We start from the raw sequence: 23,301 nt of genomic DNA, 5'->3' as shown, positions 1-23,301 counted from the left end.
AAAGGGGACTAGGACCCGGTTTTTGCGTCAAGGTAGGGCAGTAGTTCTTCGAGGCGATCGGCTACTAGGTCGGCTCCTGCTTTTTTGAGTGCTGCGCGGCTGTGGCTGGTAGTCACCCCGAAGATCCGGCCGGCTCCAGCCGCGCGCGCCGACATCACTCCGCTGGTGGTATCTTCGATGACGATGCAGGAGGAGACGGGTAGCTTAAGGGTTTTTGCCCCCAGCAAGTAGGGCTCGGGGTCGGGCTTGCCGGCAGAAATATCTTCTTGGCTAATCACTTTCAAGTTAGTGGGGGCATTTAGGAGCTGCGCAGCTAACTGCGCCCACTGTTTCCAGGCGGAAGTAACCAAACATTTTGGGATCTTAAGCTGCATTATTTCACGGGCACCGGCAAAGATACGCGGGGGATCACGCCGGATATCGACGTAAGAACGGGCTTCTAGTCCTAGTTTTTCGGGGTCGAGGCCGTGCCAAGGGCCGGGTTCGTTTTGGAAAACTTCTGGACCGGGACGCCCTTTGAAAATATCCATTTCGCTGTCGCTAATCTTCCAGCCTTTGGCCTTAAACATTCGCCTATAGGCGCCCAGATGAGTATGTTCAGAGTCGATGAGGGTGCCGTCCAGATCTAGCAACAGGCCTTTAAAATAATTGCTTTTATAGGAGTTAGAGTCTGCCGCGTCCTCAGCCGGGGAGGATGTGTACAAGACTTTAGGGGAGTCAGGGACGTTAAGGTTATCGAGAGGATACATATTACCGGTGGCTTTAACGCAGTTTTTCCATGCTTGCGGCCAGTTCCTCAGCGACCGGTCCAACGACCACCTGAACAGTATGACCGATTTTTACGATTCCAAAGGCTCCGCAAGCAGTTAATACTTCCTCGTCTGCCTTGAGCGGGTCTTTTACCTGTACCCGCAGGCAAGTGGTGCAGGGTTCAATCTCGCAAATATTTCCGGATCCCCCTAGCCCTAGTAGCAGCTGCTCCGCCTGGTCCACGGTTCCTCCCACCTCAACCTAAAGGATTAATGATTCAATAGCGAGATTACCATCAATCTACAAGCAGCTTAGAGGTGAATACGTGGCAAAGCGTCGGTCTTGGTTCTGGGTACCTCTTTTTGCATTACAAACGTGGGTAGGCGAGCTAAAAACCGGTTCCGCCATATTGCTAGCAACCTCTCGCACCTCTGCTCTCTATAACCATCCTTACCTAGCATCAACTTGTCACGGGCGAGCAAGAAATCTAGTAAAATTCGTATCTATTCCGCCAAATATTTCCCGGACTTGCAGACAGGCAGCACGCGTCTGCGCTCAAACACAATGAGGCACCACACCGGCTTCGCATTCAAAATACCTCGAGTACGCCGTCATGCTGTACGATTAGCTCAAGGAAATATCAAGAAGAGATTAACAAACTATGAAAACACTGGCACAATCCTTGACAGGTAGACAGCATAGTTCTGCTTATCTATAAATATCTTTTCAGAATGGGCAATGCTACCTACCTGATAAGGGGGGTACGTGGTGTTGACTAGTTTTAAGCATTTTTTCAAATCTGCAAAGAATTACTGGCCTTCTACAAGAAGAAAAAAGATGAAATCATTAGTAAAAAAGGCAACGAGTCTATTAATAGCCACATTATTAGCATTTGGCGTAATGAGTGGCATTACGCCGGCGTTTGCTGATGAGATAGTAGCAACAGGTCAACATGAAGCATTAGCGAAAAACAATAAAACCGCTACGCAACTTGATGATGACTTAACAACAAACATTTCCTTGTCCTTCCCAGGTAAGGAAGACGTACTTGCGCAAGATATAGTATTTGTACTGGATAAGAGTGGCGCAAGTGATGCGACCGGTATAGATGCTCAAGCACGACAGTTTTTGGATGATATCAAGCAGCAGGCAGATGACAAAGGCTTAAATATCAAAGTAGGTATTGTTAATTTTTATTACGCAGGTAAAGTTCGTCAAGAACTTACTGATGTGGTAAATAACTATGATGATATACAGAATAAATTGAAATCATCTGTGCTTGGATTTGGCACGAATATGCATGCTGGCCTTTTGGCAGCGAAGAAAATGCTGGATGAAGATACCGCGGTTACTGCTAAGAATAAACATATTATTCTAATCAGTGATGGAGCTACGTATCTTTATTCAAAAAATAATGATTACAATAAAGCCTACACACGTTCCTTTAATCCGAAAAAACAAAAAGATCCAACTAAATATCATGATAAGCGAGATTTGCAAGGTGGTATTTGGGAGTATCAAAGCCGCGAATACAATCTCCCGAACGATTGGAAAAAGTTTAGCGATGGTTCAAATTTTGTATTCTCAACGGCTTCAGCTTCCAATGGTAATATCAAAAAATTAGGGCAATACCTCGATTACTATCGTGAGCAAGAGAAGGATTCTGCAGCGAACTGGGCACAATATGACTATGCCTATACGTTATTTTCTCGTAGAACAGGGGGGGGGAGTAATGGTGTTGTACTTCCAATCGAGAATAACGTTCCAGCGAATATCGACATTGCGTTCATCAAAGCCGATGATGTTTTCCAGGAGATGGTAAACGCTGGATATCAAATGAACGTGTATTACAAGAATAAGGCTGATTTTAATGGCTCTTTGTTCTTGAAGTATCTCGCGCGTAATTCAAATCATGGTGAGCTTAATACCGATTTTGAGCAGCTTAAGAAGGCAGTACTGGAAAAAGTAGCAACAGGCTCAACGGTTGTCGATTATGTGGGAAAAGATTTTGATTTCGTCAATGACGATAAAGAATTGAGCCTCGAGGTTGCTGATGAAACCTTAAACGCTGAAAAAATTACCGACACAACTCTTGGTAAAGACGATGCGCACTTTGGTTTTGGTAAACAGGAAGATGGCACCTATCGCTTTGAGCTGATCTACCAGAAGGCAGATGCTCAAGACGGCAATAAAGAAAAGCTAATCCTGAAGATCAACGAGACGGTTTATCCAAAAACGGAGGTAACGCTCATCTACCAGGAAAAGCTGGTAAACGTACCTACCCAAGCTGGTACTCACATACTTAATACCAACGAGAGTGCAACTTTGAAGCCAGTGGATGCCAATGGTAAGGAAGGTGACGATGTAGCCTTCCCAATTCCCCAAGTGGAATACGTTGCGAAGACTATGAACAGCACGGTCACCTTCATGAACGGCACGAAGAATTATGCATCTGCAAAGGTAGAGACTGGTAAGGCGATTGATACCGATACCTTGACTGACCAATCCATGCCGCAGGATCCAACGAAGGCTGGATACGTCTTCAAGGAGTGGAATACAAAGGAAGATGGTACGGGTACCACGTTTACCGGGGATACTATCGTATACAGTGATATCACTGTATATGCTGTTTACACGAAGATTGCTGATCCGGTACCAAACCCGCCGACAGTCGAACCTAAGCCACAGCCGGAAACCGTGGTTCCGGCACCTGAAAAAAAGATTTCAAATGCTTCTGCGAAGAAGCCTGGAGCAATTGTTAAGACAGGTGCATTGGCCACACTTCCGGTATCGCTAACTGCGTTGGGTCTGGTGATTGCAGGTTTGGGAATCCTCATGAGAAAGCGGGCGATGGAAAAAAACAATAAGTAGGCGCCTGCTTGTTATTTTTAGTGAAGCCTCCGAGATATTGCGGACGTATTGCGTCGACAACGGTCTTACCGGAGTTTTCTCCTACGGTTCTCCACTAGAGTTATCGAACGGCAGCAAATTTATGCGAAAGTAAGGACATACTTTCGCATAATTGTGTCAAAATCAGGACATAACCGCTAAAAGAGCGCTTCTTCCTAGCTTTATGGTCTTCACAATGAAGATTTTATCTAACTGTAAGAGAGCGGTTTCTGCGCGGCTACGGCAAGAAAGCTAGGAGGAGCTTTGAGGAAGCAGGATACGGAGACCTATACACAGCTCTATAATTCCCCGCTGGGAAAACTCGCCATGCGCAGTGATGGTAGCGCGTTGATCGGGCTGGGGCTGGCGTCGCAACAGGCTGCGGGGGTAGCTATCGCGGGCAGTCGTCCTCAGGAAAAATCTTTGCCCATATTCCAAGAATCCACCCGCTGGTTAGATACCTATTTTCGAGGACGCGCCCCCTCGTTTACCCCAAAGCTAAAGCTTACGGGTTCGGACTTTCAAAAACGGGTTTGCGAAATCATGCTCACCATCCCGTTCGGGGAAACCATAACTTATGGGGAGATCGCTGCCCAGATAGCGTGCGAGAGAGGGATTCCCCGCATGTCGGCACAGGCGGTTGGGGGAGCAGTAGGGGCAAATCCGATTCTGCTAATTGTTCCTTGTCACCGGGTAATCGGTGCGGGCGGTAACCTCACTGGTTATGGCGCCGGCATGGAGCGAAAAATTCAGCTGCTAACCCTAGAAAAAGTCGATATGACGAATCTGTTTGTGCCAAAAGGAAAGTCGCTGCCAAAGAAACAGCCGCTATTAAAAAGTCTGCGCTCTCGCCTCAAAGTAAAATAGGTCTCTCGCAGGTAGTCCAACATAGCTACCTCAAAGCTGGTGGTGATATCTACATGTAGCCTTCAGCGGGGCTACTGTAACGTCTACTGTAACGTACTCTAACATTGTTACAGTTAGAGTAGATGATTGTCTAGATGCTCGGTAGCGGTAGGCGGCTAACTTTTAGCGGGGCTGGAGGGCGAGGTCGAAACCTTGGGCACGCACCGCATTTAGCATTCCGCGGCGCAGGGGCGCATCCCGCAACATGATCCGGGTGAGGCTATCGGTGAAAGTATCCGAGCGCTGGCCGTGTGCCCGAGTGTCATAGTAGGTGGTCATTTCCTGGTCATAATCCGCGAACTCCTCCAGATAGGAGCCTTCAAAGCACTGATAGGAGTCTTCGAACATGCGCAGCTCCATTGGCATCCTGGGCTTGAGCTGCGGCTGTTGCCCCGGATAACCAAACATTACTCCCAGGGCGGGGAAAGTCAATTTCGGCAGTTGCAAAATCTCAATCATCCGCGCGGGATCGTTCAAGATTGACCCTAAGAAACAGGTGCCTAATCCCAGGGATTCGGCGGCGTTCACCAGGTTTTGCGCCATTAAAACCGCATCGGTAAAGCCCTGAAAAAACCCGTCCATACCGCGCACGCAATTATTATCCTCACCCTTTTCCTCCACAATCCGGTAGGAGCGGTACAGGTCAGTGAGAAAAATCCACAGCTGCGGAGCATCGGCAATATAGTCCTGATTGGAAACTAAAGAAAGCTGCCGCTTCTTTTCCGGATCATTCACCTGAATAATCGAAGCCATTTGCACCCCGCAAGAAGTAGCGGTGCGCCGGGTCGCCTCTTTCAGCTGTGCTAATACCTCTGGCGAGATTGGCTGAGTATCAAAACGACGCACCGAGCGGTGTGCCAACTGGTTCTCAATAGTATCAGACATGACTTCTCCTAAAATCCTCGCCAACCTTCGCCACCGGGGTACCCGGTTTCCTTGCCGCTAAGTTTAACCTACCTGCTGGTTAACTCGCAGAGGTGACCAGGTGGGTAAGATAGCCGAGGACGCTAAACGGGGGAAGTCATGATTAGACCGATAAGAAACTTTCAAAGAGCCGCGATTGACCATCCCGATGCGCAAAGCCTGGCCGGTCCCCGGGGGCATTTTTCATTGTCCCAGACCTGGTCGCTGTCGCAACATTTACTGCTTTACCTGCAGGGACGTGGGATTGTGAGTGGGGATCGGGTAGCGATTTGCAGTGCCAACAGTGAATACCACCTGTTGCTGTGGATAACCTGTGACCAGATGGGCGCGGTGTTCGTTCCCCTGGCTAAAGCCGCCGCGCCTGCTGATTTACGAGCGATGGTGGCCGACTGCGCCCCGCGTCTGCTTTTTAGCGACCAAGAAGGGGAATTGCCGTTAGCTAGCTCTGACCCCGTTGTCGCAGAAATAGCGTCCCCCGCGGGGGGCGCCCTAAATAATTCGCAGGTTATAAACCTGGATCAGCTGCATGAACAGCTCTTGGCTGCCAATCGGGAGCATCCGTTTTCGCCTGGGGAACTAGCCAGTGAGATTGCCCCGGTAGCCGAGGGCGAGCTGGCCGCAATTATCTATACCTCCGGGACTTCCGGGCGGCCGCTGGGGGTGGAACACTCCCGGGAAACCATGTATTGGGCGTGGGCGAACTATCGTGACGCTTTCGACTACCGCAACTCGGACACCGGGTTGGCGCTGGCGCCCTTATCCCATATCGGTGGGTTTAACGGCACCACCAACGATATTTTTTGCCACGGCGGAAAAATAGTTGTGATTGCCGGATTTTCTCCGCTCGCCGCCTCCCGGATTATTCGGGAAGAGCAAGTCACCATCGGGTTCGCGGTTCCCACCATGTTCACCGGAATGCTAGATGCTCTGGAAAAAGAGGCGGGGGAGGAAGTCACGGAAAATCCCTTCCCGCACTGGCGCCGTCCCCTGATCGGAGGAGCGCCCCTACCAGCCGCTTTGGCGCGGCGGATGGAAAAACTTAAGCTGCGTCCGATCCAAGTATGGGGGATGACCGAAACCGGAGGCGCCGGTTGCTACCTGGGAATAAATGAATCTTTACAGCACCCCGAGGCCGCCGGGCGCCCCTTCACCTATTCTCAGGTGGCGGTGCGCGATGCGGACGGCAATGTGTTGCCCGCAGGTTGCCAGGGACAAATCACTATCGGTGGTCCGCATGTCTGTAGAACTAACTACCCCGGTAAAGCTATGCCCGCTATCGAGGGACAAATCGAAACCGGCGATATTGGTTTTATCGGCGAGGACGGTTTGCTGCGCCTTAGCGGGCGGGAAAGTGACGTAATCATTACCGGTGGGGAACATGTATTCCCCGCGCAGGTAGAGGACGCGCTCTCAACTTTCCCTAGTATCGGGCAAGTCGCGGTAATCGGTTTAGAGGACGAATACTGGGGGCAGCGGGTGTGTGCAGTAATCACCGGAACCGCCACCCTCGAATCCCTAAAACAGTTCCTAACCGGCAAATTAGCCGCCTACAAAATCCCGAAACAAATGATCCAAGTAAGCGCCCTGCCTCTAAACAGCGCCGGAAAACTATCCCGCCAAACCCTCAGAGAATCTTTAAGTAACGGCGGTCGCGGGAAGTAAGTTTTTCCTCCCGCCCAAGAATTCGGAAAAAGACCGTAGGCATTTTCCGAATTCTTATGCCCACCGCGCCCACTCGGATAATACTTACTCCCCGCGCCCACCAAGGCGTGCGCATTTGAAAGGCACTCCTCACACCGCAAGCGCCCAACCCGAAAAAGAACGGCGAGTAAAAAGAGAAATCACACCGTTTACTTTTATCTTTCAGGCCGGGAATCTCCCCGCTAACCAAGCAGCAACTTAAGCGTGTAAAGGAGTTATCGCTGGGAGAAGTGAGAAGTATCCGCTCAGCAAGATAGAATCCGGCTACAAAAAAGATTAAGAGAGCGTGGGGGCAGTTTTTGCCGAAGGGTAGGCTCCGGGCACTAAATCCGTGAAAACGCGGATGCGTTTTCCGGATTTCGGGGCGTGAGGTAAAAACTGCCCCTACGCGTATCCAACAAAACTAGTTAGTACGAGACGCTAGCAGCGCGGAGGCTTCTTGGCGCGCGGTTCCTTCCTCACCAAGTTGCGCTAAATTAGCGGGGAGCTCACGGCCTTTCGCCTGCATGGCGCGCGCCCAGAGCCGACCTGCCCGGTAGGAGGAACGCACCAAGGGGCCGGCCATTACTGCCGAAAAGCCCAGGCTATAAGCGTAGTCGGAGAGTTCTACGAATTCGTCGGGCTTTACCCAGCGGTCAATCGGGTGATGCAGGGCAGAGGGACGCAGGTACTGGGTGATGGTCACAATATCGACTTTGGCGTCCTTCAAGGCGCGCAGGGTGGCCTCGATTTCTTCGCGAGTTTCTCCCATTCCTAATATCAGGTTTGACTTGGTAATTAAACCGGCATTGGAGGCGGCCTCTAATACTTGCAGGGAACGCTCGTAGCGGAAGGCGGGGCGGATTTGCCGGAAAATTCGCGGTACGGTTTCTAGGTTGTGACCGAATACTTCCGGGCGCGCCGAGAATACTTCTTCTAGGGCGCTTATGCGTCCGCGAAAGTCATCTACCAGTAGCTCTACCCCGGTATTGGGGGATTTAGCGTGTATTTGGCGGGCGGTTTCCGCATATAGCCAGGAGGCTCCATCGGGCAGGTCATCGCGGGAAACCCCGGTGACTGTAGCGTATCGCAGCCCCAATTCGGCAACCGAGTCCGCGACTCGGCTCGGTTCCTCCCGGTCGTATTCGCTGGGGCGTCCAGTAGCGATATCGCAAAAGTCGCAGCGTCGGGTACAGACCGCTCCGCCGATTAGGAAGGTGGCTTCTCGGTCTTGCCAGCATTCATAGATATTGGGGCAATTGGCTTCGGCGCACACGGTGTTCAGTCCGGAGCGGCGCACCAGGTGCCGCATATCCATATAGTTTTTTCCGGAAACTACCTTGGTTTTTATCCACTCTGGTTTATTTTCAATCGGGCTTAGCGAGTTCCGTGCCTCTACCCGCAGTAATTTGCGCTCGCCTACCTCAGGAAGTGTAGACATTTTTGCCCTCCTGCCCTTGTTTCTCACCTCTAAAGTAAGGGGTGTCTAAGTTGCGGCGCAACCCGGCGATTACGGGGGCGCGCATAGAGTCTACGGTTTCGTGGCAGCCTTGTTCGTTCATGGAAGTTACCCAGGCATCGGCGAGGCCGCAGGGAATTATCCGGGCGAAATCGCTAAACGTGGGGTTCACGTTGAGGGCGAAACCGTGCATGGAAGCCCCCCGCGCAGTATGAATTCCGATGGCAGCAATCTTCTTATCGATTTCCCCCGGTTTTAGTACCCAAGCTCCTGCTCGTCCCGCAATCCGCTGCGCATGAATCCCGTAGGGTTCCAAGGTGTCGATTACTACTTGTTCTACGGCGCGTATAAAACGAATAACATCCAGGGGCTGGGGCAGTTTTACTATCGGGTAGCAAACCAGCTGCCCTGGACCGTGCCAAGTAACCGAACCGCCCCGGTTTACTTCGATTACCGGTACATCTTTATTGGGTATATCTTCCGGTTTGGTGTTGCGTCCCACGGTGAAAGTGGGGGAGTACTGGACTAAGAGAGCGGTATTTTCTCGCTTTCCCGCTGCGACTTCGCCGTGTACCTGTTTATGCAGTTTATCCAGGGTGCGATAGTCCTGCAGCTGCCCGGTTAAATCCATTATTTGCACGCTTTCCAGCCTACCTGGCTTACCCGCTAATAAACGGATACGAGCGGTAACTATAAGCCAGCAACGAAATCGGCCAGGATTTTTTCCACCTGGCGAGTTTCTACTAGGAAACCGTCATGACCGGAGGAGGAAGTAACTTGCCGATGCCTCGCTCCGGGAATTTGGCGCGCCAGTTCCGCGCATTCTTCTACCGGGAATAAGCGGTCAGAATCTACTCCAATCACTAGGGTGAGGGCGCTGATGGAGCCGGCGGCGCGGCGGGTACCGCCGCGCCCGCGACCGATATCGTGAGTGATCATCGCGCGAGTTAGCGCCCGATAAGAACCGGGATCAAAACGCCGCGTCAATTTTTTCCCGTGATAATCCAGGTAGGATTCTACGGCGTAGCGTCCTCCTGCCAGGGGATTCTCGCCTTTTTGGGGGTTATGCCCAAAACGGGTGTTTAACTCGCCGGAAGTGCGATAGGTGGCGTGCGCGATTTGTCGAGCCAGCGCCATACCCGGGTTTCCGGCTTCTTTATCGGCTGATAAATAATAGTTTCCACCGGCAAAGCTGGGGTCTAACTCTTGGGCACGCACCTGCATATGTGCCCAACCGGTCTGGTCGGCGCTGGTCGCTGCGGCCGTTGCGACCAGCGCCAATGCCCGCACTCGCTGCGGATATAGGCACGCCCACTCGAGGGCGCGAAATCCTCCCGCAGACGGGCCTACCACCAGTGCCCACGATAGTATTCCTAGCTGCTTGCGCAGCTTATTTTCTGCTCGCACTTGGTCGCGGGTAGTGAGTTCGGGGAAACGAGAGCCCCAAGGCAATCCATCAGGCGCTGGCCAGGCAGGGCCGGTAGACCCTTGACATCCGCCCAAGCAGTTAGGAGCCACCACAAAATAACGGTCAGTATCAATCGGTTTGCCTGGCCCTACTACCCGCTCCCACCAACCCGCAGTGGGGTGCGCCGAGCTTTGCAATCCGATCACATGAGAATCGCCGGTCAGGGCGTGCTCAATCAAAATTGCATTAGAGGCATCGGCGTTGAGTGTTCCCCAAGTTTCATACGCCAGGTAACCTCCTGGCAGGCTGGCTCCGTTTTCCAAGGGCAGTTCCCCCAGGGAAACGAATTGGCGGTTACCGGGATCGTCCCCAGGCAGCCAAGCGGGACTATTTGCCCAGTTAGTGCCCGGATATTGCTGGCGGGGATTAAAGATTTCGGTTGTTGTCCCGCCGGCGGTTTTTTCTTTTAACGCTGTAGACATTGAGGTTCCTCTCAGCTAATACCGGATTCTTGTCTTTTACTCCAAAAGCGCAAGCGTCACTTATTTCTTAATCGTCGCGAATCCGGCTTCCAGATCAGCGATAATGTCTGCTACGTCCTCTAGACCGACCGAGACTCGGATAGTGGATTGGCTGATACCCGCCGCCGCCAACTCTTGTTCATTAGCCTGCGAATGGGTGGTAGAGGCCGGGTGAATAACCAGGGAACGTAAATCTCCCAGGTTCGCCACGTTCGATAGCAGGGTCAAAGCATCTACGAAGGCTTCTCCATCAGCGCGGTCACCTTTAAGGTCAAAAGCCAAAACCGCGCCCGCACCGCTGGGAGCATATTTTTGCTGCAATTCATGGGTGGGGGAAGAGGCAAGCCCCGAATAGCTAACTGCTGCTACCTGCGGGTGCCCCTCTAAGAACTCTGCTACTTTTTGAGCGTTCTCCACATGGCGCTGCACCCGTAGTGACAGGGTTTCAATCCCGATATTTACCAGGAAAGAGTTAAAGGGACTGGCTGCGAACCCGAAATCACGTAACCCCTGCACCCGGGCTTTAGTTATAAACGCGGCCTCGCCGAGGTCTTTATAAACCAGGCCATGATAGGACGGATCAGGCTGGTTGAACTGGGGGAAACGCCCTGGATCAGCTCCCCAATCGAAAGAGCCGCCATCAACAATCACTCCTTGGATGGAGTTGCCATGTCCGCACAGATATTTCGAGGCCGAATGCACCACAATATCGGCTCCCCACTCTAAGGGGCGGGTCAAGTAGGGGGTGGCCACGGTGTTATCGACGATAAAAGGCACTCCGACCCGGTGCGCCGCCTGGGCGACGCCCTCAATATCTAGAAAATCATTTTTCGGATTGGGAATAGTTTCCCCAAAGAACGCGATAGTGTGCTCATCGGCGGCTGCCTCCCACCGCGCTGCATCGGTAGGGTCGGCAACAAAAGTAGTGGTGATGCCATAACGCGGCAGGTTATTGGCCAGGAACGCGATGGTGCCGCCATATAGGGAAGGTGAAGCCACGATATTGTCTCCGGCCTCGGCAATCGTCAAAATAGTCAGCGCAATCGCGGCGGCTCCCGAAGAAGTCGAAAGCGCTCCCACTCCGCCCTCTAGAGAGTTAACCCGCTCCTCGAAAACCTCATTAGTGGGGTTATTTAGGCGAGTGTAGATAGGACCGGGTTCTTTTAAAGCGAAACGATTCGCGCCCTGTTTCGCGTCCTTAAAAACGTAACCATTGGTTTGGTACAGCGGAGGAACCGGGGAACCGGCTTCTTTATCGGGACGGTATCCGGCGTGAATCTGGCGAGTGTTGAAACCCCAGTTTTGCTTAGTCATTTTTATTTATCCTTTTCAGTAGATTTGGGTTTTTCTAAAACGTTTGCCAATAGTCCACTTTGGATAAACAAAAAGCCCGGCAAGGCAGTCCAAAGGGACTTTTTTTGCACGGGCAAACGCGTCGCCGCCTAGGGGCGGACTGGGAAGAGCTGACCGTGCGGGTCAGCTGAACATTCGACGTGTCATGCCCTTAAGGTAACCTGGTGCTGCCCGTCAATAGCAAGCCAATCTTAGAAGTTGAGAACTAAGTCACTATTTCGATAAGAGAAAAATTCGCAATTCTGTGTCCTGTAACGGCTGAAAAAGCTGTCTTCAAAGGTTAATCTGGAGGAAAGAGTAACCGCAAAGGAGAAATCATGAGCAATGACAGCTTGCCCAGTGTAGATACCCATGCTGACCCGGTAGTTACCTGGAATGTTCAAGAGGGCGCGATGGTGGCTGCCAAGCTCGACCCCAGGGCAGTGTGCCAGTTCTTTAGGGAACAAAATATCGTTGCCGAGGCAGATTGGTTTCCCGATACCCCGCATTTGCTGGGAGTAAATATGCTCCGTAACCAGGCTGACGGTCTGGCATCTTTAGATGAGGCCGAGGAACCGCTGCGCGTGGGGGCAGCGCTCCCGGAAGTGGTAGAACTGCTGGCAGAGAAGTTTGCTGCCGACGTGTCTATCGGGGAATATCATGCCAATAAACTACCTTCCGATACGCCTCTTCCCTCCCGGTCAGGTGATAGGGAGCAACCAGTGCGAGTAGTCGAAATTTCTTCGATGCCGGTTTCTTCGGTTCCATTTTGCGCGGCTGCGGAAGGGAAAAACCTGGGGTGTGTCACCCTTCCGGAAGGCCGGATTGCTCTGTGCTATGAAACGATTCGCGCGGATATTGTTGAAGGTTCTTTGATTTCCCGGATTCCCGCGGTGGGACTGTATGTTTCTGCCCATGATCAGCGGGTGGTGGCAGTTACTTCCGATGAAGTTGCCGATCCAGAGAAACTAGCTATTCACTCCTGGCTGCTGCAAACCCAGGTGGTTCCCGGAGCGGTAGAGAATCCCGACCCGGCACTGGAAGAACAGATTCGTGAATACCTTGGACATTCCTCTTCTCCCAACCGGATTGCTGAAACTGCCGGGTGTGATGCCCAGCAATTAGCGCAGACTTTCAAAATTGCCGGTCAAGATGGAATGGTGCGGGCGATTGAAGTTATGGGGCTACCAGCTGAGGCCGCCGCTTTCCTCTATGGGCGACTGGAGTTAGAGGACGTTCCCGGGATTGAAATCTTCCATGAGCCCGGATGGGCGCGCGCCATGGGGCACAGCGTAGATATGCGGATATTGCATTCTGACGAGGACGCGAAAACTCCTTTCGGCATCCTACGGAAGCTGGAAATAGAGCACCCCACTTTGATGAAAGTGGCAAATATTGCTCAAATGGCAGTAGGGGTGGGCTTAATTGGTGCTGGCCTAATCGGCCTAGCAGGTAAGAAACGTTTCTCAAAGCTTTCCCTGCTGGGCGGAGTGATGCTGGGTATTGATGGCGGATTGCGTTCTTCGGTGGTGCACCATATGAAAAACCGGATAGTGGGCGATCTCTAACTTGCTGCGCGCAAGTTCGATAGCTGCCTAGTTTTTTCGAGTCTAAAGCCTAAACATACCTAGCGCGCCAGGGCGAGATGCTAGCGGGGATCCCGGCGCCCATCTTTTAGAGAGCGCAGGAAAACGATCCGTTTTTCATGCCGCGCGATCATCTGATCAATCAGGGCGCTTACCTTTCCTCGCCACGGTTTTCCGCTTTGGGTCACCAGGCGAGACCGCCACCGAGGTGCTTGCCCTTGTGCTAAATGGTCAGGTAAGGAAGTATCGGCGGGAACATCAAGATCCACGGCTCCGCTGAGCCGATGGTGTGCCCAATCCAAAGTTAGCGGCTCCGACAAGGATACGTAGTTGGGGATTTCAGTAGCATGCACGTCCTCAGCTTCGCTAACTTTGAGAGCCTTGGGGGGATTGGCAATAAAAGCGCAAGCAATTAGCATCACTCGGGAAAGTAAGTTGATCCACAGCAACAGGGTGGCAATGGCGGCGAAAGAAGCTAACAGCGGGTTATTAACTGAGCCAACTGCGGAGGTTCCCAGCGACCTTATCAAAGAAGCTACTATTCCAAACCCTGCTAGTCCCCACCAAAGGTCAGTTTTTGGTGCTCTAACTAGTGCCACGAAACGAATCAAGATCCAAAGGATCAACCCGTCGATAGCGGCACTAATCAGAAAAGAACCGATCCTTATCATCATGGAGGCAAGTGTAGATTCTAGTCCGATTGCCGAAAATACTTGAGTACCGACAACCGTATGTGCCAAGGTTAAAATCCCGGTCGCTCCCACTCCCAAGGCAATGGCCACAAATCCTAATAAGTCGCGTAGCTTTTCGCTGGCCGCACCAGAAGGCACCTGATCAATTCCAAACATGGCGCGAATGGAAGACTTCATGGCGCGCATCACCGAAGTCGCGGAAAAAACTAATACCACGACCGCCACGATTCCGGTTATGGAAAAAGAGGTGGAAATTACCAGATCGGAGGGATCAACAATCCCAGAGGAGCCTTTCCATTCCAGTACTCCCGGAAGGGAAGATGCGAGAGAGGAAAATACTGCATCTTGTAGCTGGGGACTGCGCCCCAGCACTCCTAGAAGCAAGGTGATTCCAATAGTTAGGGCAGCAGCGAGAGAAAAAATCGCAGAATAAGCGATACCTCCAGCTAGTAGTGCGCCGCGACCATTGCCGTAGCGCGTAAGAGAACGCATAATCCGCAGACGTTGCAACCAGGAAACAAATAGTTTCGCTTTATCTATAATTCCGGATTCGGCTTTCACCTCGATAAAACTGGGTGAAAATTGCTCTGGGTGGCGGTCGCGAACGGAAAGCTCGGGGGAGTTACTGGTACTTTTCATACTCTAAATCTAACGGTTTTGCTGAGGTTAGTCGCATTCATTCAAACGAACAAAAGCGCGCGAATAAAAAGACAAATAGCAACAAAATGGGATAATCTAAAGGAAAGTTACCTCTATCAGCGGAGAGAGCCATGCTAGCGCATCAGCGGCACGACGAAATCTTACGGCAAGTAAATAGTAACGGATCAGTGCGGGTTACTGACCTGGTAACTGAGCTCGGCGTATCTGAGATGACGGTGCGCAGAGACATCAGTCTGCTCGCAAATCAAGGGAAATTAGAGCGCGTTCATGGAGGGGCGGTTCGTCTGGAAGGTGAAAGCTTGCCCACTCCAAGCAGCACTGTTGCTGCTAACGACGAAGAAAAGATACTGGCTCAAGCGGCGGCTGAAACTATTCGTCCGGGCTCTAAACTTTTTATTGGTGCAGGTGGGAGCGGTCGCTACCTCGCTAAAATTATTAGCGAAAGTGAAATCTTCTCGTCTTTGACAGTGGCAACCAACTATCTGCCTGCGATGCAGATTCTTGATGAGGCCCAACAGATGCAGCGAGACAACGGTAAAGCTCACTCTGAGATTGTTTTCATCGGGGGACAGCCGATAGATCATGAAACCTTAGGTTCTCCTAGCGTGATTACCGCCTACAATTTTCATTTTCATTCCGTATTTATTGAAGCCGAAGGTATTGATGCTAAAACTGGTCTTAGCTGCAATAATCTAGACAAAGCAATGCTGGAAAAAGTGCTGATCGAAAACAGCGAGTTCGCCACCATTATGGTGCCAACCCCGGCATGGCGAAGGTCAGCGCTAGGAGTAGTTTGTCCCCTAAATCAGCTTTCACGAGTCATCTCGATTAGTGCCCCACCTAGCGGAATAGCTGAGACCCTCACCGAGGCGCAAGTAATGGTGGATATTTGCCAACCCTAGTCGAGCCTAACCTTGACCCGGACTATGCGCGATACTTTTAAATTATGAGCCTACATGTAATTATTCCTGCCGGAGGTCCTGGAAGCCGTCTCTGGCCGGTTTCGCGAGTTGGTAAACCCAAATTTTTACTCGATTTACTGGGGGAGGGTTGTAGCCTCTTGCAGGCAACCGTTGACCGACTTTCGCCTCTGGCAGCGTCGCTAACGGTAGTAACCGGCACCGACCATGCCGAGGCCGTTGCCTCCCAAAATCTGAATGCCCGGCTCCCAGCGAGTGCGAAAGAACAATACCAGATCCTGGAAGAGCCCAGTCGAAAAAACTCTCTCGGCGCGATCGCTTGGGCGGCAGCTCGGCTACAGCAAAAATATGGGGCGGTGATTGCCGGGTCATTTGCTGCTGACCACGCGATAAAGAACGTTGCCGTATTCCGTGGTGCCGTATCTGCGGCGGTTGAGGCGGCTAGGGAGGGAAAAATTGTAACTATAGGAATAGCTCCTAGCTGTCCTTCCACTGCTTATGGTTATATCTGCGCGTCCAATACTGTTTTGAGTCCGGAATACAGCCAGCCACAAGTCTTTGACGTAAAAAGTTTTAAAGAAAAACCTTCACGCTCCGAAGCCGAGAGTTATCTAGCGACGGGAGGCTATTTTTGGAACGCCGGAATGTTTGTGTTTAACACCGAGGTGTTCTTGTCTCACCTAAATAATTTGCTTCCCCGCTATTATGAAACAATCCAAGACATGGTGCATGTGAACCCGGGTACAACAGATTTTACTGAGCTTTGGGAATCGCTGCCTTCTTACCCCATAGACACTGCCATTGCAGAACCAATAGCCGATGAGGGCGGGGTAGCAGTAGTAGCTACCGACAACTTCGGTTGGTCCGATGTCGGTGATTTCGCTTCTTTGCGCCAGACTATCGCTGGTGATGCCCCCCAAAATTCCGTTGTGCGCGGTAGCGGCAAAACTCAGCTGCTGGCCAGCCCCGGAGCTTTTATTGATCACGGCGGTACAGAAAAGCTGGTGGTGTTGGGAATACCTAACGGGGTAGTGATTCGCCGTGCAGATGTAACCCTGGTGACTACTACCCAATATGCGCAAAAGCTAGGGGACGTGGTGGCAGAACAAGGGGATCTGCAGTGAAACTGTGGCGCCAGCTAGGGGCAGCGTTGGCACTATCTTTGAGCCTATCTGCTTGTGCCGGAACCAATGTGGCACCAGCTGGTTATATTAATGCGGCAGATTTTCGTACCTGCCTGCTTACTTTAGGTAAAGGGGAAGCAGGTTCCATTAATGCTAAGGCCATCACTGCGCTAGAGGATGGTAAAAAACGTTTAGGGGTAGCCTCACGCCGCACTAGTCTCGATTCGCCAAAGAAGATTGAAAAAGCGATTGCTCACGATATTTCTGCCAACTGCTCTTTGATTATCGGGGTAGGAGAGGCCTTTGTTCAACCTTTAATGGAACAGGCAAAATATCATCGGGCGCGCCATTTTGCGCTGCTGCTTCCTCCCGGAGCTACCGCCCAGGCGACTCGCGAAAACTTGGCCATCATTACTTACGATTTGAGCCAACCTGCCTATGTAGCAGGTTTTATTGCGGCAGGGACTTCCGCAAGTGGAAAAGTGGCAGTAGTTGCCGGAGAGAAAAACCAGATTAATAGCACCCTGATCTCCTCATTTTCTCAAGGAGTTGCTCGCTATAACTCAGACCAGGAACAGGAAAATGGGCAATCCCTAAAAGTTAAAGTTATTCCCGGGGGAAACCGCTTCTATCTCGGAGGAACCGCGAATAAAGCGAGAGTAAAATCCCAGACGGAGGCGATAATAAAACAGGGGGCGGATGTAATATTTTTCGCGGAGGGTGCGCAAAATTCGGCTGGTTTAGAAGCCATTATTAAAGCGAATGCAGATAAAGAAAAAGCTGAGCAGGCGGCGGAAGAAGCTAGCAGGCAAACCGCGAAACCTACCGAGGGTGAAAGCCCTACCTCTACCCCCTCGGAAAGTTATCCTACGCCTACTGTCAGCGCGTCTACTGTCACTCCGCAGATAATCGATTCGGTAGAAAGTATCACTGCAATTTGGTATCTAACTGACGGACACGAAACCCAGGGTAATCTCCCTCAGGGGCGGCCACCGGTCTTGACTTCAATTGTTCCTGATCTGTCTGAGGCAATGATTTCTCTGATTGAAGAGGCGCGGAAAGACAGATTTGCTGCCAACTCTACGCAGATCGTCGGAACCTACCGGAACGGATGGGTAGGACTGACTCCGTTTTATGAGTATGGCTCGACGGTTCCTAATGAGGTAAAGAAAAACTCGCAGATTATTGAGGAAGAATTCCGCCAAGGAACCCTGAAACTCTAAGGGTTATGGAGGCAGCGGTAAGTAGCCTAAATAACCTAAGTAACCTGGGAAGGGTACCAGCCACGAACCGGTGGTTTACTGGGTGGGAGGGCGAACTAGACTTCGTCAGGGTAGAGCTCGTGAATAGCTACCGCTAGATCGATAACTTCCTGTTTACTCATCTCGATCACGAGGCGTCCGCCCCCTAAAGCAGGTAGACGTAACACGACTTCCCGTCCGGCTTCGGTGCGAACTCCGTCCTCGGCTACTTCTAACGGACCATCTCCGGTTCGTGGTTTCATTGCGGCCATGCTAACCCCCAGAGAGCTAAATCAAAACGGCTGAAACAGCAATTACCTAGCTAATTATAGCAGATTAAGACCTTTACCCGCCTTGCGGCTCGATTACCCCTTGGTGATCCCGGTTAGGGCAGGACAGGGAAGCTGGCAGTAAAAGTGGGCGCTAGGGAGCAGAATTACCGATCTTGGGGAGCTTTACCGATAATCTCTAGAGCTTCGGCGGGGGTATCAACCAGCTGTATGGAAGCGAATTCCTTCTCCGTAATCATTCCCAACCCGATTGCCTGCTCCTTTATCCAAGCAAGTAAACCACTCCAATAGCTACGTCCTACTAGCACGATGGGGAAGGACTGTATCTTGCCGGTTTCTGCCAAGGTGACGGCTTCAAATAGCTCATCCAAAGTGCCGAATCCTCCCGGTAAAACCATAAAACCTTGCGCATACTTGACGAACATAGTTTTGCGAGCGAAAAAGTACCGGAAATAGATCCCCAGCGAAACCCAATCATTGAATACTTGCTCGTGCGGCAGCTCGATTCCTAGCCCCACCGCAATGCCTCCCGCCTCGGTGCAGCCTTTGCAGGTGGCCTCCATTTGTCCCGGTCCGCCCCCAGTAATCACTGCCCAGCCCGACTTAGCTAGGAGTCGGCCAGTTTCTTCCCCCAAAGCATATTCGGGGGCGTCTTGGGAAGTACGCGCGGACCCAAAGACCGAAATAGCCGGTCCCAGTTCTGCTAAGGCTCCGAAGCCCTCGATAAACTCGCTCTGAATTCTAAGAACTCGCCAAGTGTCGTTGTGAAGCCAGTCAGTATCCTTTTGGGGACTAAGCAGCCGCTGCTCCGAAGTCTCGGTAGGCATTAGAGCGTTACGCATTTGAATGGGACCGCGGCGGTACACGCCATCATTTTTAAAACTTCTCACTCGCGAAGCATACCAGTAAGCAGTTGAACCCTTAGTTAACAGCGCCGAAACATTGGATAGCTCGCCACTGCAATATAAGAAAAACTGCTAGTAGCGACCGTTTAGCGCTTAACTAAAACGTTCCCTCAAAGGGGTGAAATATCGCCCGCCTACTCAGGCGGACAATAAACCCCCACAGCTAGCCCATCACCACAGGTGAGCACATTGGCAATGAAACGTTCATCGTTCAGCAACGCCGTAACCGCTTGCCGCATTTGGGTAGTTTCCATTTCGCGGCGCGCCGGGTCTCCCACCTGATCCATCCAGAGGGCGTGCACGATTGCCACCATACCACCGGGACGAAGAATCCGAGTTGCTTGTTCAATATAGCTGGAGATTTCCCTTACGTCTGCATCAATTACCACCAGGTCGTAGGCGGCGCCTGCCATACGGGGTAGTACTTCCAGCGCATGACCATTGATGAGACGGGTACGATTTGATCTCTGGGTGGCGAGGCGGAAAGCGGTACGGGCTGCTTGTTGGAACTCGGATTCGGAATCAATGGTGGTAAGTACCCCGTTCTCAGACATTCCAGCCAGCAGATATAAACCCGAAACGCCCGCTCCGGTACCAATTTCGAAAACAGCTTTTGCGCCACAGGCAGCCGATAGCATCCGCAAAGCAGCTCCGGTGGCAGGAGAAACTGGGGCAGCCCCCATTTCTACCGCGGCGGTTCGAGCCGCCGCGGTGATTTCGTCTTCAACCACCTGAGACTCAGTCCAGTCCCAACTTAAAGCTTTGTTGTTATTCATTACGACTTCCTCGCTAGCGGATTTACGCTTGCAACCAGTTTACGTAACCAGCTCCGTAACTTACAGGGGTTTAACGCCCAGGTTTCGTCCGGCAAGTGAGCGGGTACGCTTAGCCAGTGCCTTGGCCACCTGGTTAATAGCTTGGGAGGCCGGGGAATCAGGATGCATAGCCACTACCGGAGTTCCCTGGTCAGATCCTTCCCGCAAAGCGATATCTAGGGGGACGTTCGCCAAAACCGGCACTTCGTATCCTAGTTGAGCACTGAGGCGTCCGGCCACCATGTCTCCGCCACCGGTACCGAATAAATGCAGTTTACTGCCATCTTCTTGCGGAAGATATGACATGTTTTCGATTACCCCGATGACTCGCTGTTCGGTTTGCGCTCCGATGACTCCGGCGCGCTCGGCAACTTCTGCCGCCGCCACCTGCGGGGTAGTTACCACCAGGATTTCTGAACCTGGCAGCAACTGGGAAATCGAAATAGCGACATCTCCGGTTCCCGGAGGTAGATCCAGCAGTAATACATCCAGGTCGCCCCAGTAAACATCCGCTAAGAACTGTTGGAGGGCACGGTGCAGCATAGGGCCGCGCCAAACTACCGGCTGCCCGTCCGGAACGAACATGCCGATAGAAATCACTTTTACTCCGCCGGCAACCGGGGGAACAATCATGCCATCAATCACGGTTGGTTCTTCCGCGACCCCTAGCATTCTAGGAATTGAAAAACCATAAATATCAGCATCTAGCACCCCAACTTTGAGACCTTGGGAGGCCAGAGCTAAAGCCAAGTTGGCGGTCATCGAAGATTTACCGACTCCGCCTTTACCAGAAGTAATCGCGTAGACTCGGGTCAGATTATCGGGTTGGGTAAAGGGAATCACATTTTGCGGCCCCGAAAGTTTTTCTTTCAGCGCCGCTCGCTGATCCTCATCCATGACCCCCATTTCTACGGTCACTGTACTTACGCCGGGAACTTTAGAGACTTCCTCTTGCACATCTTTTTCGATTACCGACTGCAGGGGACAACCTGCGATAGTCAAATCAACACCGACTTTGACCGCGCCGTCCTCGCCAATAGAAATCTCGCGCACCATATCTAGGTCGGTAATTGCCCGTCCTAGTTCGGGATCGATTACCCGACTTAGTGCCTGCCTAATCGCGTCTTCGTTTAACTGACTCATGCCCTCCATCCTATATGGCGCAAGCCAATACCTCACTTTTAGCTAAGCTAATGGCGATACCGCTTAAGGCTCGCTTCGAAGGAGCCGGCGGGTAAGGTTGAAGGGATAAGGGAAGGTTCCTGGTGTCCGGCTTGACCAGTTAGACTATAATTATTCTTCGGTTTCGCGCCGTTGTTTCTGTTCGTCCTCGTCCTTAAGTTCATCTAAGAGGTCGCGCAGTTCCCCGCGCACGAAATCTCGAGTTGCGACTTCCGACATAGATAGGCGCAATGAAGCAATCTCCCGAGTGAGATATTCGATTTCGGCATGGTTCTTTTCCGCGCGGCGTCGGTCTTGTTCCGCAGAAACTCGATCGCGGTCATCTTGTCGGTTTTGAGCCAATAAAATCAGGGGAGAAGCATAAGAAGCCTGCAGGGAAAGCATGAGAGTCAGGGCAGTAAATCCCAGGGCAGCACTGTCGAAACGCCAGGCTTCCGGAGCCCAGGAGTTCCAAGCTAGCCACAGAACTACGAATACCGTCAAGTAAACCAAAAATTGGGGAGTTCCCTGGAAGCGCGCGAAAGACTCCGAAACCTGCCCTACGCCCTCGGACTGTAAATTGATACGCGGGAGCCGAAAACGACGTTTCCTTTCGCGGGGAGTGTCAAGCCTGTCCGCCATCTTCGATCCTTTCTCTTTCCATCGCTAAATCGGTTTCGTCTTCGTCCGCATCGCGCCAATCCTCAGGTAAGAGGTGATCGAGGACGTCATCAACACTAACTGCCCCTAAAAGATGTCGATTCTTATCAACTACCGGAACTGCCGTCAGGTTATAGGTAGCCAGCAGTCTGGTCACCGTGCCGATACCGGCAGAGGGATCCACTCCCTTAAGATCGTCATCTAGGATCTGTCCCACCAAGGTTTGTGGCGGCTCGCGTAGGGCTTTTTGGATATGGACTGCCCCCAGGAAACGGCCGGTGGGAGTCTCGGTGGGGGGACGACACACGCATACCATTGCTGCCAGCGCCGGGGGTATATCTTTGCGCCGCACATGGGCTAATAAAGTGGCTACATCTGCATCGGGTGGCAAAATCACGGGAGTGGTGGTCATTAAACCCCCGGCAGTCCGTTCCCCATAAGCCATTAGGCGCCGCACATCCGCCGCCTCTTCTGGTTCCATTTCTGCCAGTAATATCTGCGCCTGTTTTTCGGGCAGTTCATTTACCAAGTCGGTGGCATCGTCCGGTTGCATCACATCCAAGATATCGGCGGCGCGCGCCACATCGAGAGAGGTAAGGATAGAGACTCGATCCTCTTGGCCTAGCTCTTCTAGTACGTCAGCTAAGCGGTCATCTCCTAACTGTGCTGCCACCTCTAAGCGCCGCTCTTCGGGTAGATCAGCCAAGACATCGGCCACATCGGCAGCTTTGGCGTCCTCTAATTGAGCTAGTAGGGTGGTTGCCTCCTGGGGGAGCACTGATTTACGCAGATGAGAGACTTCGGAAGGGTCAATTAGCATGGTTTCTCCGCGGCTAAGAGCCAGCGCGGAAGTTACTCGCTGCACATAGAGCTTGGTGATATACCAGTCACGACGATCATCCTGTTCCATGCACATATCCTGGATTTTTACGTCTCCAGAACCGTCTCGCATCGCCAAGACCCGATCCATAAGCTCGCCCATAACCATGGTCTCTGCTACCCGCTGTTGGAATTGACGAATATTAACCAGTCCCGTGGTGATAACTTGCCCAGGTTGGATCGCCACTATCCGGGTTACCGGGACGAACACCCTCCGGTGTCCGGCCACCTCAACTACCAAACCCACCACCGTGGGCAGGCCGGTAAAACGCAAAACAATAATTACATCGGTTACCCTGCCGATTTCATCTCCTACCGGGTCAAATACGCGAGTTCCTGCCAATTTGCCAATGAAAACGCGTGAACCGATGGGTTTAATTGAATGCTTGGCGTGCTCCATATCTCTAACTCTACTTGAAGATTGAAGCAGGCAAGGCTTTAGCCAAATTGCAGTAATTTGTCTAGCAGACAATACCCGTTTGTTAGCAGGTCAAGCGGC

The 23,301-nt window shown here is 52.0% G+C and carries 21 protein-coding genes; 7 read left to right on the top strand and 14 right to left on the bottom strand.

Annotated features, from left to right (window positions below):
- Positions 1-8: 8 nt before the first annotated feature.
- Both ACZ5BI_RS05085 and ACZ5BI_RS05080 read right to left on the bottom strand, forming a co-directional pair.
- A complete protein-coding gene (locus tag ACZ5BI_RS05085; protein WP_464895771.1) occupies positions 9-749 on the bottom strand; it encodes an HAD family hydrolase in 741 nt (246 codons plus the stop codon).
- A 13-nt stretch (positions 750-762) separates the two neighbouring features.
- Positions 763-993, bottom strand: coding sequence for a PTS transporter subunit EIIB (locus tag ACZ5BI_RS05080; protein WP_464895770.1), 231 nt, complete (start codon positions 991-993; stop codon positions 763-765).
- 528 nt (positions 994-1,521) lie between these two features.
- Here ACZ5BI_RS05080 and ACZ5BI_RS05075 point away from each other — a divergent pair.
- Both ACZ5BI_RS05075 and ACZ5BI_RS05070 read left to right on the top strand, forming a co-directional pair.
- Positions 1,522-3,621, top strand: coding sequence for a VWA domain-containing protein (locus ACZ5BI_RS05075; RefSeq protein WP_464895769.1), 2,100 nt, complete (start codon positions 1,522-1,524; stop codon positions 3,619-3,621).
- Between the two features lie 282 nt (positions 3,622-3,903).
- Positions 3,904-4,506 carry a methylated-DNA--[protein]-cysteine S-methyltransferase gene (locus tag ACZ5BI_RS05070; RefSeq protein ID WP_464895768.1) on the top strand — a complete coding sequence of 201 codons (603 nt, stop codon included), beginning with the start codon at positions 3,904-3,906 and terminating at the stop codon, positions 4,504-4,506.
- 162 nt (positions 4,507-4,668) lie between these two features.
- Here ACZ5BI_RS05070 and ACZ5BI_RS05065 read toward each other — a convergent pair whose 3' ends face one another.
- A complete protein-coding gene (locus tag ACZ5BI_RS05065; RefSeq protein ID WP_464895767.1) occupies positions 4,669-5,430 on the bottom strand; it encodes an NADPH-dependent oxidoreductase in 762 nt (253 codons plus the stop codon).
- A 138-nt stretch (positions 5,431-5,568) separates the two neighbouring features.
- Between ACZ5BI_RS05065 and ACZ5BI_RS05060 the strand changes: the two genes are divergently transcribed.
- A complete protein-coding gene (locus ACZ5BI_RS05060; protein ID WP_464895766.1) occupies positions 5,569-7,131 on the top strand; it encodes a class I adenylate-forming enzyme family protein in 1,563 nt (520 codons plus the stop codon).
- A 442-nt stretch (positions 7,132-7,573) separates the two neighbouring features.
- Here the strand turns inward: ACZ5BI_RS05060 and lipA are convergent, their stop codons facing one another.
- The 4 genes from lipA to ACZ5BI_RS05040 are packed head-to-tail and all read right to left on the bottom strand — an operon-like array spanning position 7,574 to position 11,851.
- Complete coding sequence (gene lipA, locus ACZ5BI_RS05055) at positions 7,574-8,590, bottom strand: lipoyl synthase (protein WP_464895765.1); 1,017 nt, start codon at positions 8,588-8,590, stop codon at positions 7,574-7,576.
- Positions 8,574-9,239, bottom strand: coding sequence for a lipoyl(octanoyl) transferase LipB (gene lipB / locus ACZ5BI_RS05050; RefSeq protein WP_464896782.1), 666 nt, complete (start codon positions 9,237-9,239; stop codon positions 8,574-8,576). The genes lipA and lipB overlap by 17 nt, the downstream gene beginning before the upstream one ends.
- Before the next feature lie 59 nt (positions 9,240-9,298).
- A complete protein-coding gene (gene metX / locus ACZ5BI_RS05045; RefSeq protein WP_464895764.1) occupies positions 9,299-10,498 on the bottom strand; it encodes a homoserine O-acetyltransferase MetX in 1,200 nt (399 codons plus the stop codon).
- A 60-nt stretch (positions 10,499-10,558) separates the two neighbouring features.
- Positions 10,559-11,851 (bottom strand): O-acetylhomoserine aminocarboxypropyltransferase/cysteine synthase family protein, encoded by a 1,293-nt coding sequence (locus tag ACZ5BI_RS05040; protein ID WP_464895763.1) that lies wholly within the window; start codon positions 11,849-11,851, stop codon positions 10,559-10,561.
- Positions 11,852-12,207: 356 nt separating this feature from the next.
- Between ACZ5BI_RS05040 and ACZ5BI_RS05035 the strand changes: the two genes are divergently transcribed.
- A complete protein-coding gene (locus ACZ5BI_RS05035; RefSeq protein ID WP_464895762.1) occupies positions 12,208-13,437 on the top strand; it encodes a hypothetical protein in 1,230 nt (409 codons plus the stop codon).
- Positions 13,438-13,517: 80 nt separating this feature from the next.
- Here ACZ5BI_RS05035 and ACZ5BI_RS05030 read toward each other — a convergent pair whose 3' ends face one another.
- Entirely contained in the window at positions 13,518-14,786 is a 1,269-nt protein-coding gene (locus ACZ5BI_RS05030; RefSeq protein ID WP_464895761.1) for a YihY/virulence factor BrkB family protein, read from the bottom strand.
- A 131-nt stretch (positions 14,787-14,917) separates the two neighbouring features.
- Between ACZ5BI_RS05030 and ACZ5BI_RS05025 the strand changes: the two genes are divergently transcribed.
- From ACZ5BI_RS05025 to ACZ5BI_RS05015, 3 genes are read left to right on the top strand one after another with little or no spacing between them, the layout of a single operon-like run.
- Entirely contained in the window at positions 14,918-15,709 is a 792-nt protein-coding gene (locus ACZ5BI_RS05025) for a DeoR/GlpR family DNA-binding transcription regulator (RefSeq protein WP_464895760.1), read from the top strand.
- 44 nt (positions 15,710-15,753) lie between these two features.
- A complete protein-coding gene (locus tag ACZ5BI_RS05020; protein WP_412585371.1) occupies positions 15,754-16,851 on the top strand; it encodes a mannose-1-phosphate guanylyltransferase in 1,098 nt (365 codons plus the stop codon).
- The gene (locus ACZ5BI_RS05015; RefSeq protein ID WP_464895759.1) at positions 16,848-18,074 is read left to right on the top strand and encodes a BMP family lipoprotein; all 1,227 of its coding nucleotides are present in this window, start codon (positions 16,848-16,850) and stop codon (positions 18,072-18,074) included. The genes ACZ5BI_RS05020 and ACZ5BI_RS05015 overlap by 4 nt, the downstream gene beginning before the upstream one ends.
- Before the next feature lie 95 nt (positions 18,075-18,169).
- Here ACZ5BI_RS05015 and ACZ5BI_RS05010 read toward each other — a convergent pair whose 3' ends face one another.
- From ACZ5BI_RS05010 to ACZ5BI_RS04985, 6 genes are all read right to left on the bottom strand, one after another.
- Positions 18,170-18,364 (bottom strand): DUF3117 domain-containing protein, encoded by a 195-nt coding sequence (locus ACZ5BI_RS05010; protein WP_022865121.1) that lies wholly within the window; start codon positions 18,362-18,364, stop codon positions 18,170-18,172.
- A 164-nt stretch (positions 18,365-18,528) separates the two neighbouring features.
- Complete coding sequence (locus ACZ5BI_RS05005; protein WP_316690913.1) at positions 18,529-19,224, bottom strand: LOG family protein; 696 nt, start codon at positions 19,222-19,224, stop codon at positions 18,529-18,531.
- Positions 19,225-19,421: 197 nt separating this feature from the next.
- Positions 19,422-20,063, bottom strand: coding sequence for an O-methyltransferase (locus ACZ5BI_RS05000; RefSeq protein ID WP_464895758.1), 642 nt, complete (start codon positions 20,061-20,063; stop codon positions 19,422-19,424).
- A 60-nt stretch (positions 20,064-20,123) separates the two neighbouring features.
- On the bottom strand, positions 20,124-21,245 hold the full coding sequence (locus ACZ5BI_RS04995; RefSeq protein WP_464895757.1) for an Mrp/NBP35 family ATP-binding protein: 1,122 nt from the start codon (positions 21,243-21,245) through the stop codon (positions 20,124-20,126).
- A gap of 150 nt (positions 21,246-21,395) precedes the next feature.
- The gene (locus tag ACZ5BI_RS04990) at positions 21,396-21,905 is read right to left on the bottom strand and encodes a DUF1003 domain-containing protein (RefSeq protein WP_278608973.1); all 510 of its coding nucleotides are present in this window, start codon (positions 21,903-21,905) and stop codon (positions 21,396-21,398) included.
- Complete coding sequence (locus tag ACZ5BI_RS04985; protein ID WP_024058737.1) at positions 21,889-23,202, bottom strand: magnesium transporter MgtE N-terminal domain-containing protein; 1,314 nt, start codon at positions 23,200-23,202, stop codon at positions 21,889-21,891. The genes ACZ5BI_RS04990 and ACZ5BI_RS04985 overlap by 17 nt, the downstream gene beginning before the upstream one ends.
- Positions 23,203-23,301 lie beyond the last annotated feature (99 nt).

The organism is Varibaculum sp. GTC20041, from assembly GCF_055387755.1.
The sequence above is the reverse complement of the archived record's forward strand: the minus strand, read 5'-3'. Positions and strand labels throughout refer to the sequence as shown.

Excerpts from the sequence above, each read along its gene's own strand:
- ACZ5BI_RS05035 (WP_464895762.1), top strand. The coding sequence starts at position 12,208 with ATGAGCAATGACAGCTTGCCCAGTGTAGATACCCATGCTGACCCGGTA.
- ACZ5BI_RS05040 (WP_464895763.1), bottom strand. The coding sequence starts at position 11,851 with ATGACTAAGCAAAACTGGGGTTTCAACACTCGCCAGATTCACGCCGGA.
- metX (WP_464895764.1), bottom strand. The coding sequence starts at position 10,498 with ATGTCTACAGCGTTAAAAGAAAAAACCGCCGGCGGGACAACAACCGAA.
- ACZ5BI_RS05000 (WP_464895758.1), bottom strand. The coding sequence starts at position 20,063 with ATGAATAACAACAAAGCTTTAAGTTGGGACTGGACTGAGTCTCAGGTG.
- ACZ5BI_RS05065 (WP_464895767.1), bottom strand. The coding sequence starts at position 5,430 with ATGTCTGATACTATTGAGAACCAGTTGGCACACCGCTCGGTGCGTCGT.
- ACZ5BI_RS05030 (WP_464895761.1), bottom strand. The coding sequence starts at position 14,786 with ATGAAAAGTACCAGTAACTCCCCCGAGCTTTCCGTTCGCGACCGCCAC.
- ACZ5BI_RS04995 (WP_464895757.1), bottom strand. The coding sequence starts at position 21,245 with ATGAGTCAGTTAAACGAAGACGCGATTAGGCAGGCACTAAGTCGGGTA.
- ACZ5BI_RS04985 (WP_024058737.1), bottom strand. The coding sequence starts at position 23,202 with ATGGAGCACGCCAAGCATTCAATTAAACCCATCGGTTCACGCGTTTTC.
- ACZ5BI_RS05085 (WP_464895771.1), bottom strand. The coding sequence starts at position 749 with ATGTATCCTCTCGATAACCTTAACGTCCCTGACTCCCCTAAAGTCTTG.
- ACZ5BI_RS05020 (WP_412585371.1), top strand. The coding sequence starts at position 15,754 with ATGAGCCTACATGTAATTATTCCTGCCGGAGGTCCTGGAAGCCGTCTC.
- ACZ5BI_RS04990 (WP_278608973.1), bottom strand. The coding sequence starts at position 21,905 with ATGGCGGACAGGCTTGACACTCCCCGCGAAAGGAAACGTCGTTTTCGG.
- lipA (WP_464895765.1), bottom strand. The coding sequence starts at position 8,590 with ATGTCTACACTTCCTGAGGTAGGCGAGCGCAAATTACTGCGGGTAGAG.
- lipB (WP_464896782.1), bottom strand. The coding sequence starts at position 9,239 with ATGGATTTAACCGGGCAGCTGCAGGACTATCGCACCCTGGATAAACTG.
- ACZ5BI_RS05005 (WP_316690913.1), bottom strand. The coding sequence starts at position 19,224 with ATGCGTAACGCTCTAATGCCTACCGAGACTTCGGAGCAGCGGCTGCTT.
- ACZ5BI_RS05025 (WP_464895760.1), top strand. The coding sequence starts at position 14,918 with ATGCTAGCGCATCAGCGGCACGACGAAATCTTACGGCAAGTAAATAGT.
- ACZ5BI_RS05060 (WP_464895766.1), top strand. The coding sequence starts at position 5,569 with ATGATTAGACCGATAAGAAACTTTCAAAGAGCCGCGATTGACCATCCC.
- ACZ5BI_RS05010 (WP_022865121.1), bottom strand. The coding sequence starts at position 18,364 with ATGGCCGCAATGAAACCACGAACCGGAGATGGTCCGTTAGAAGTAGCC.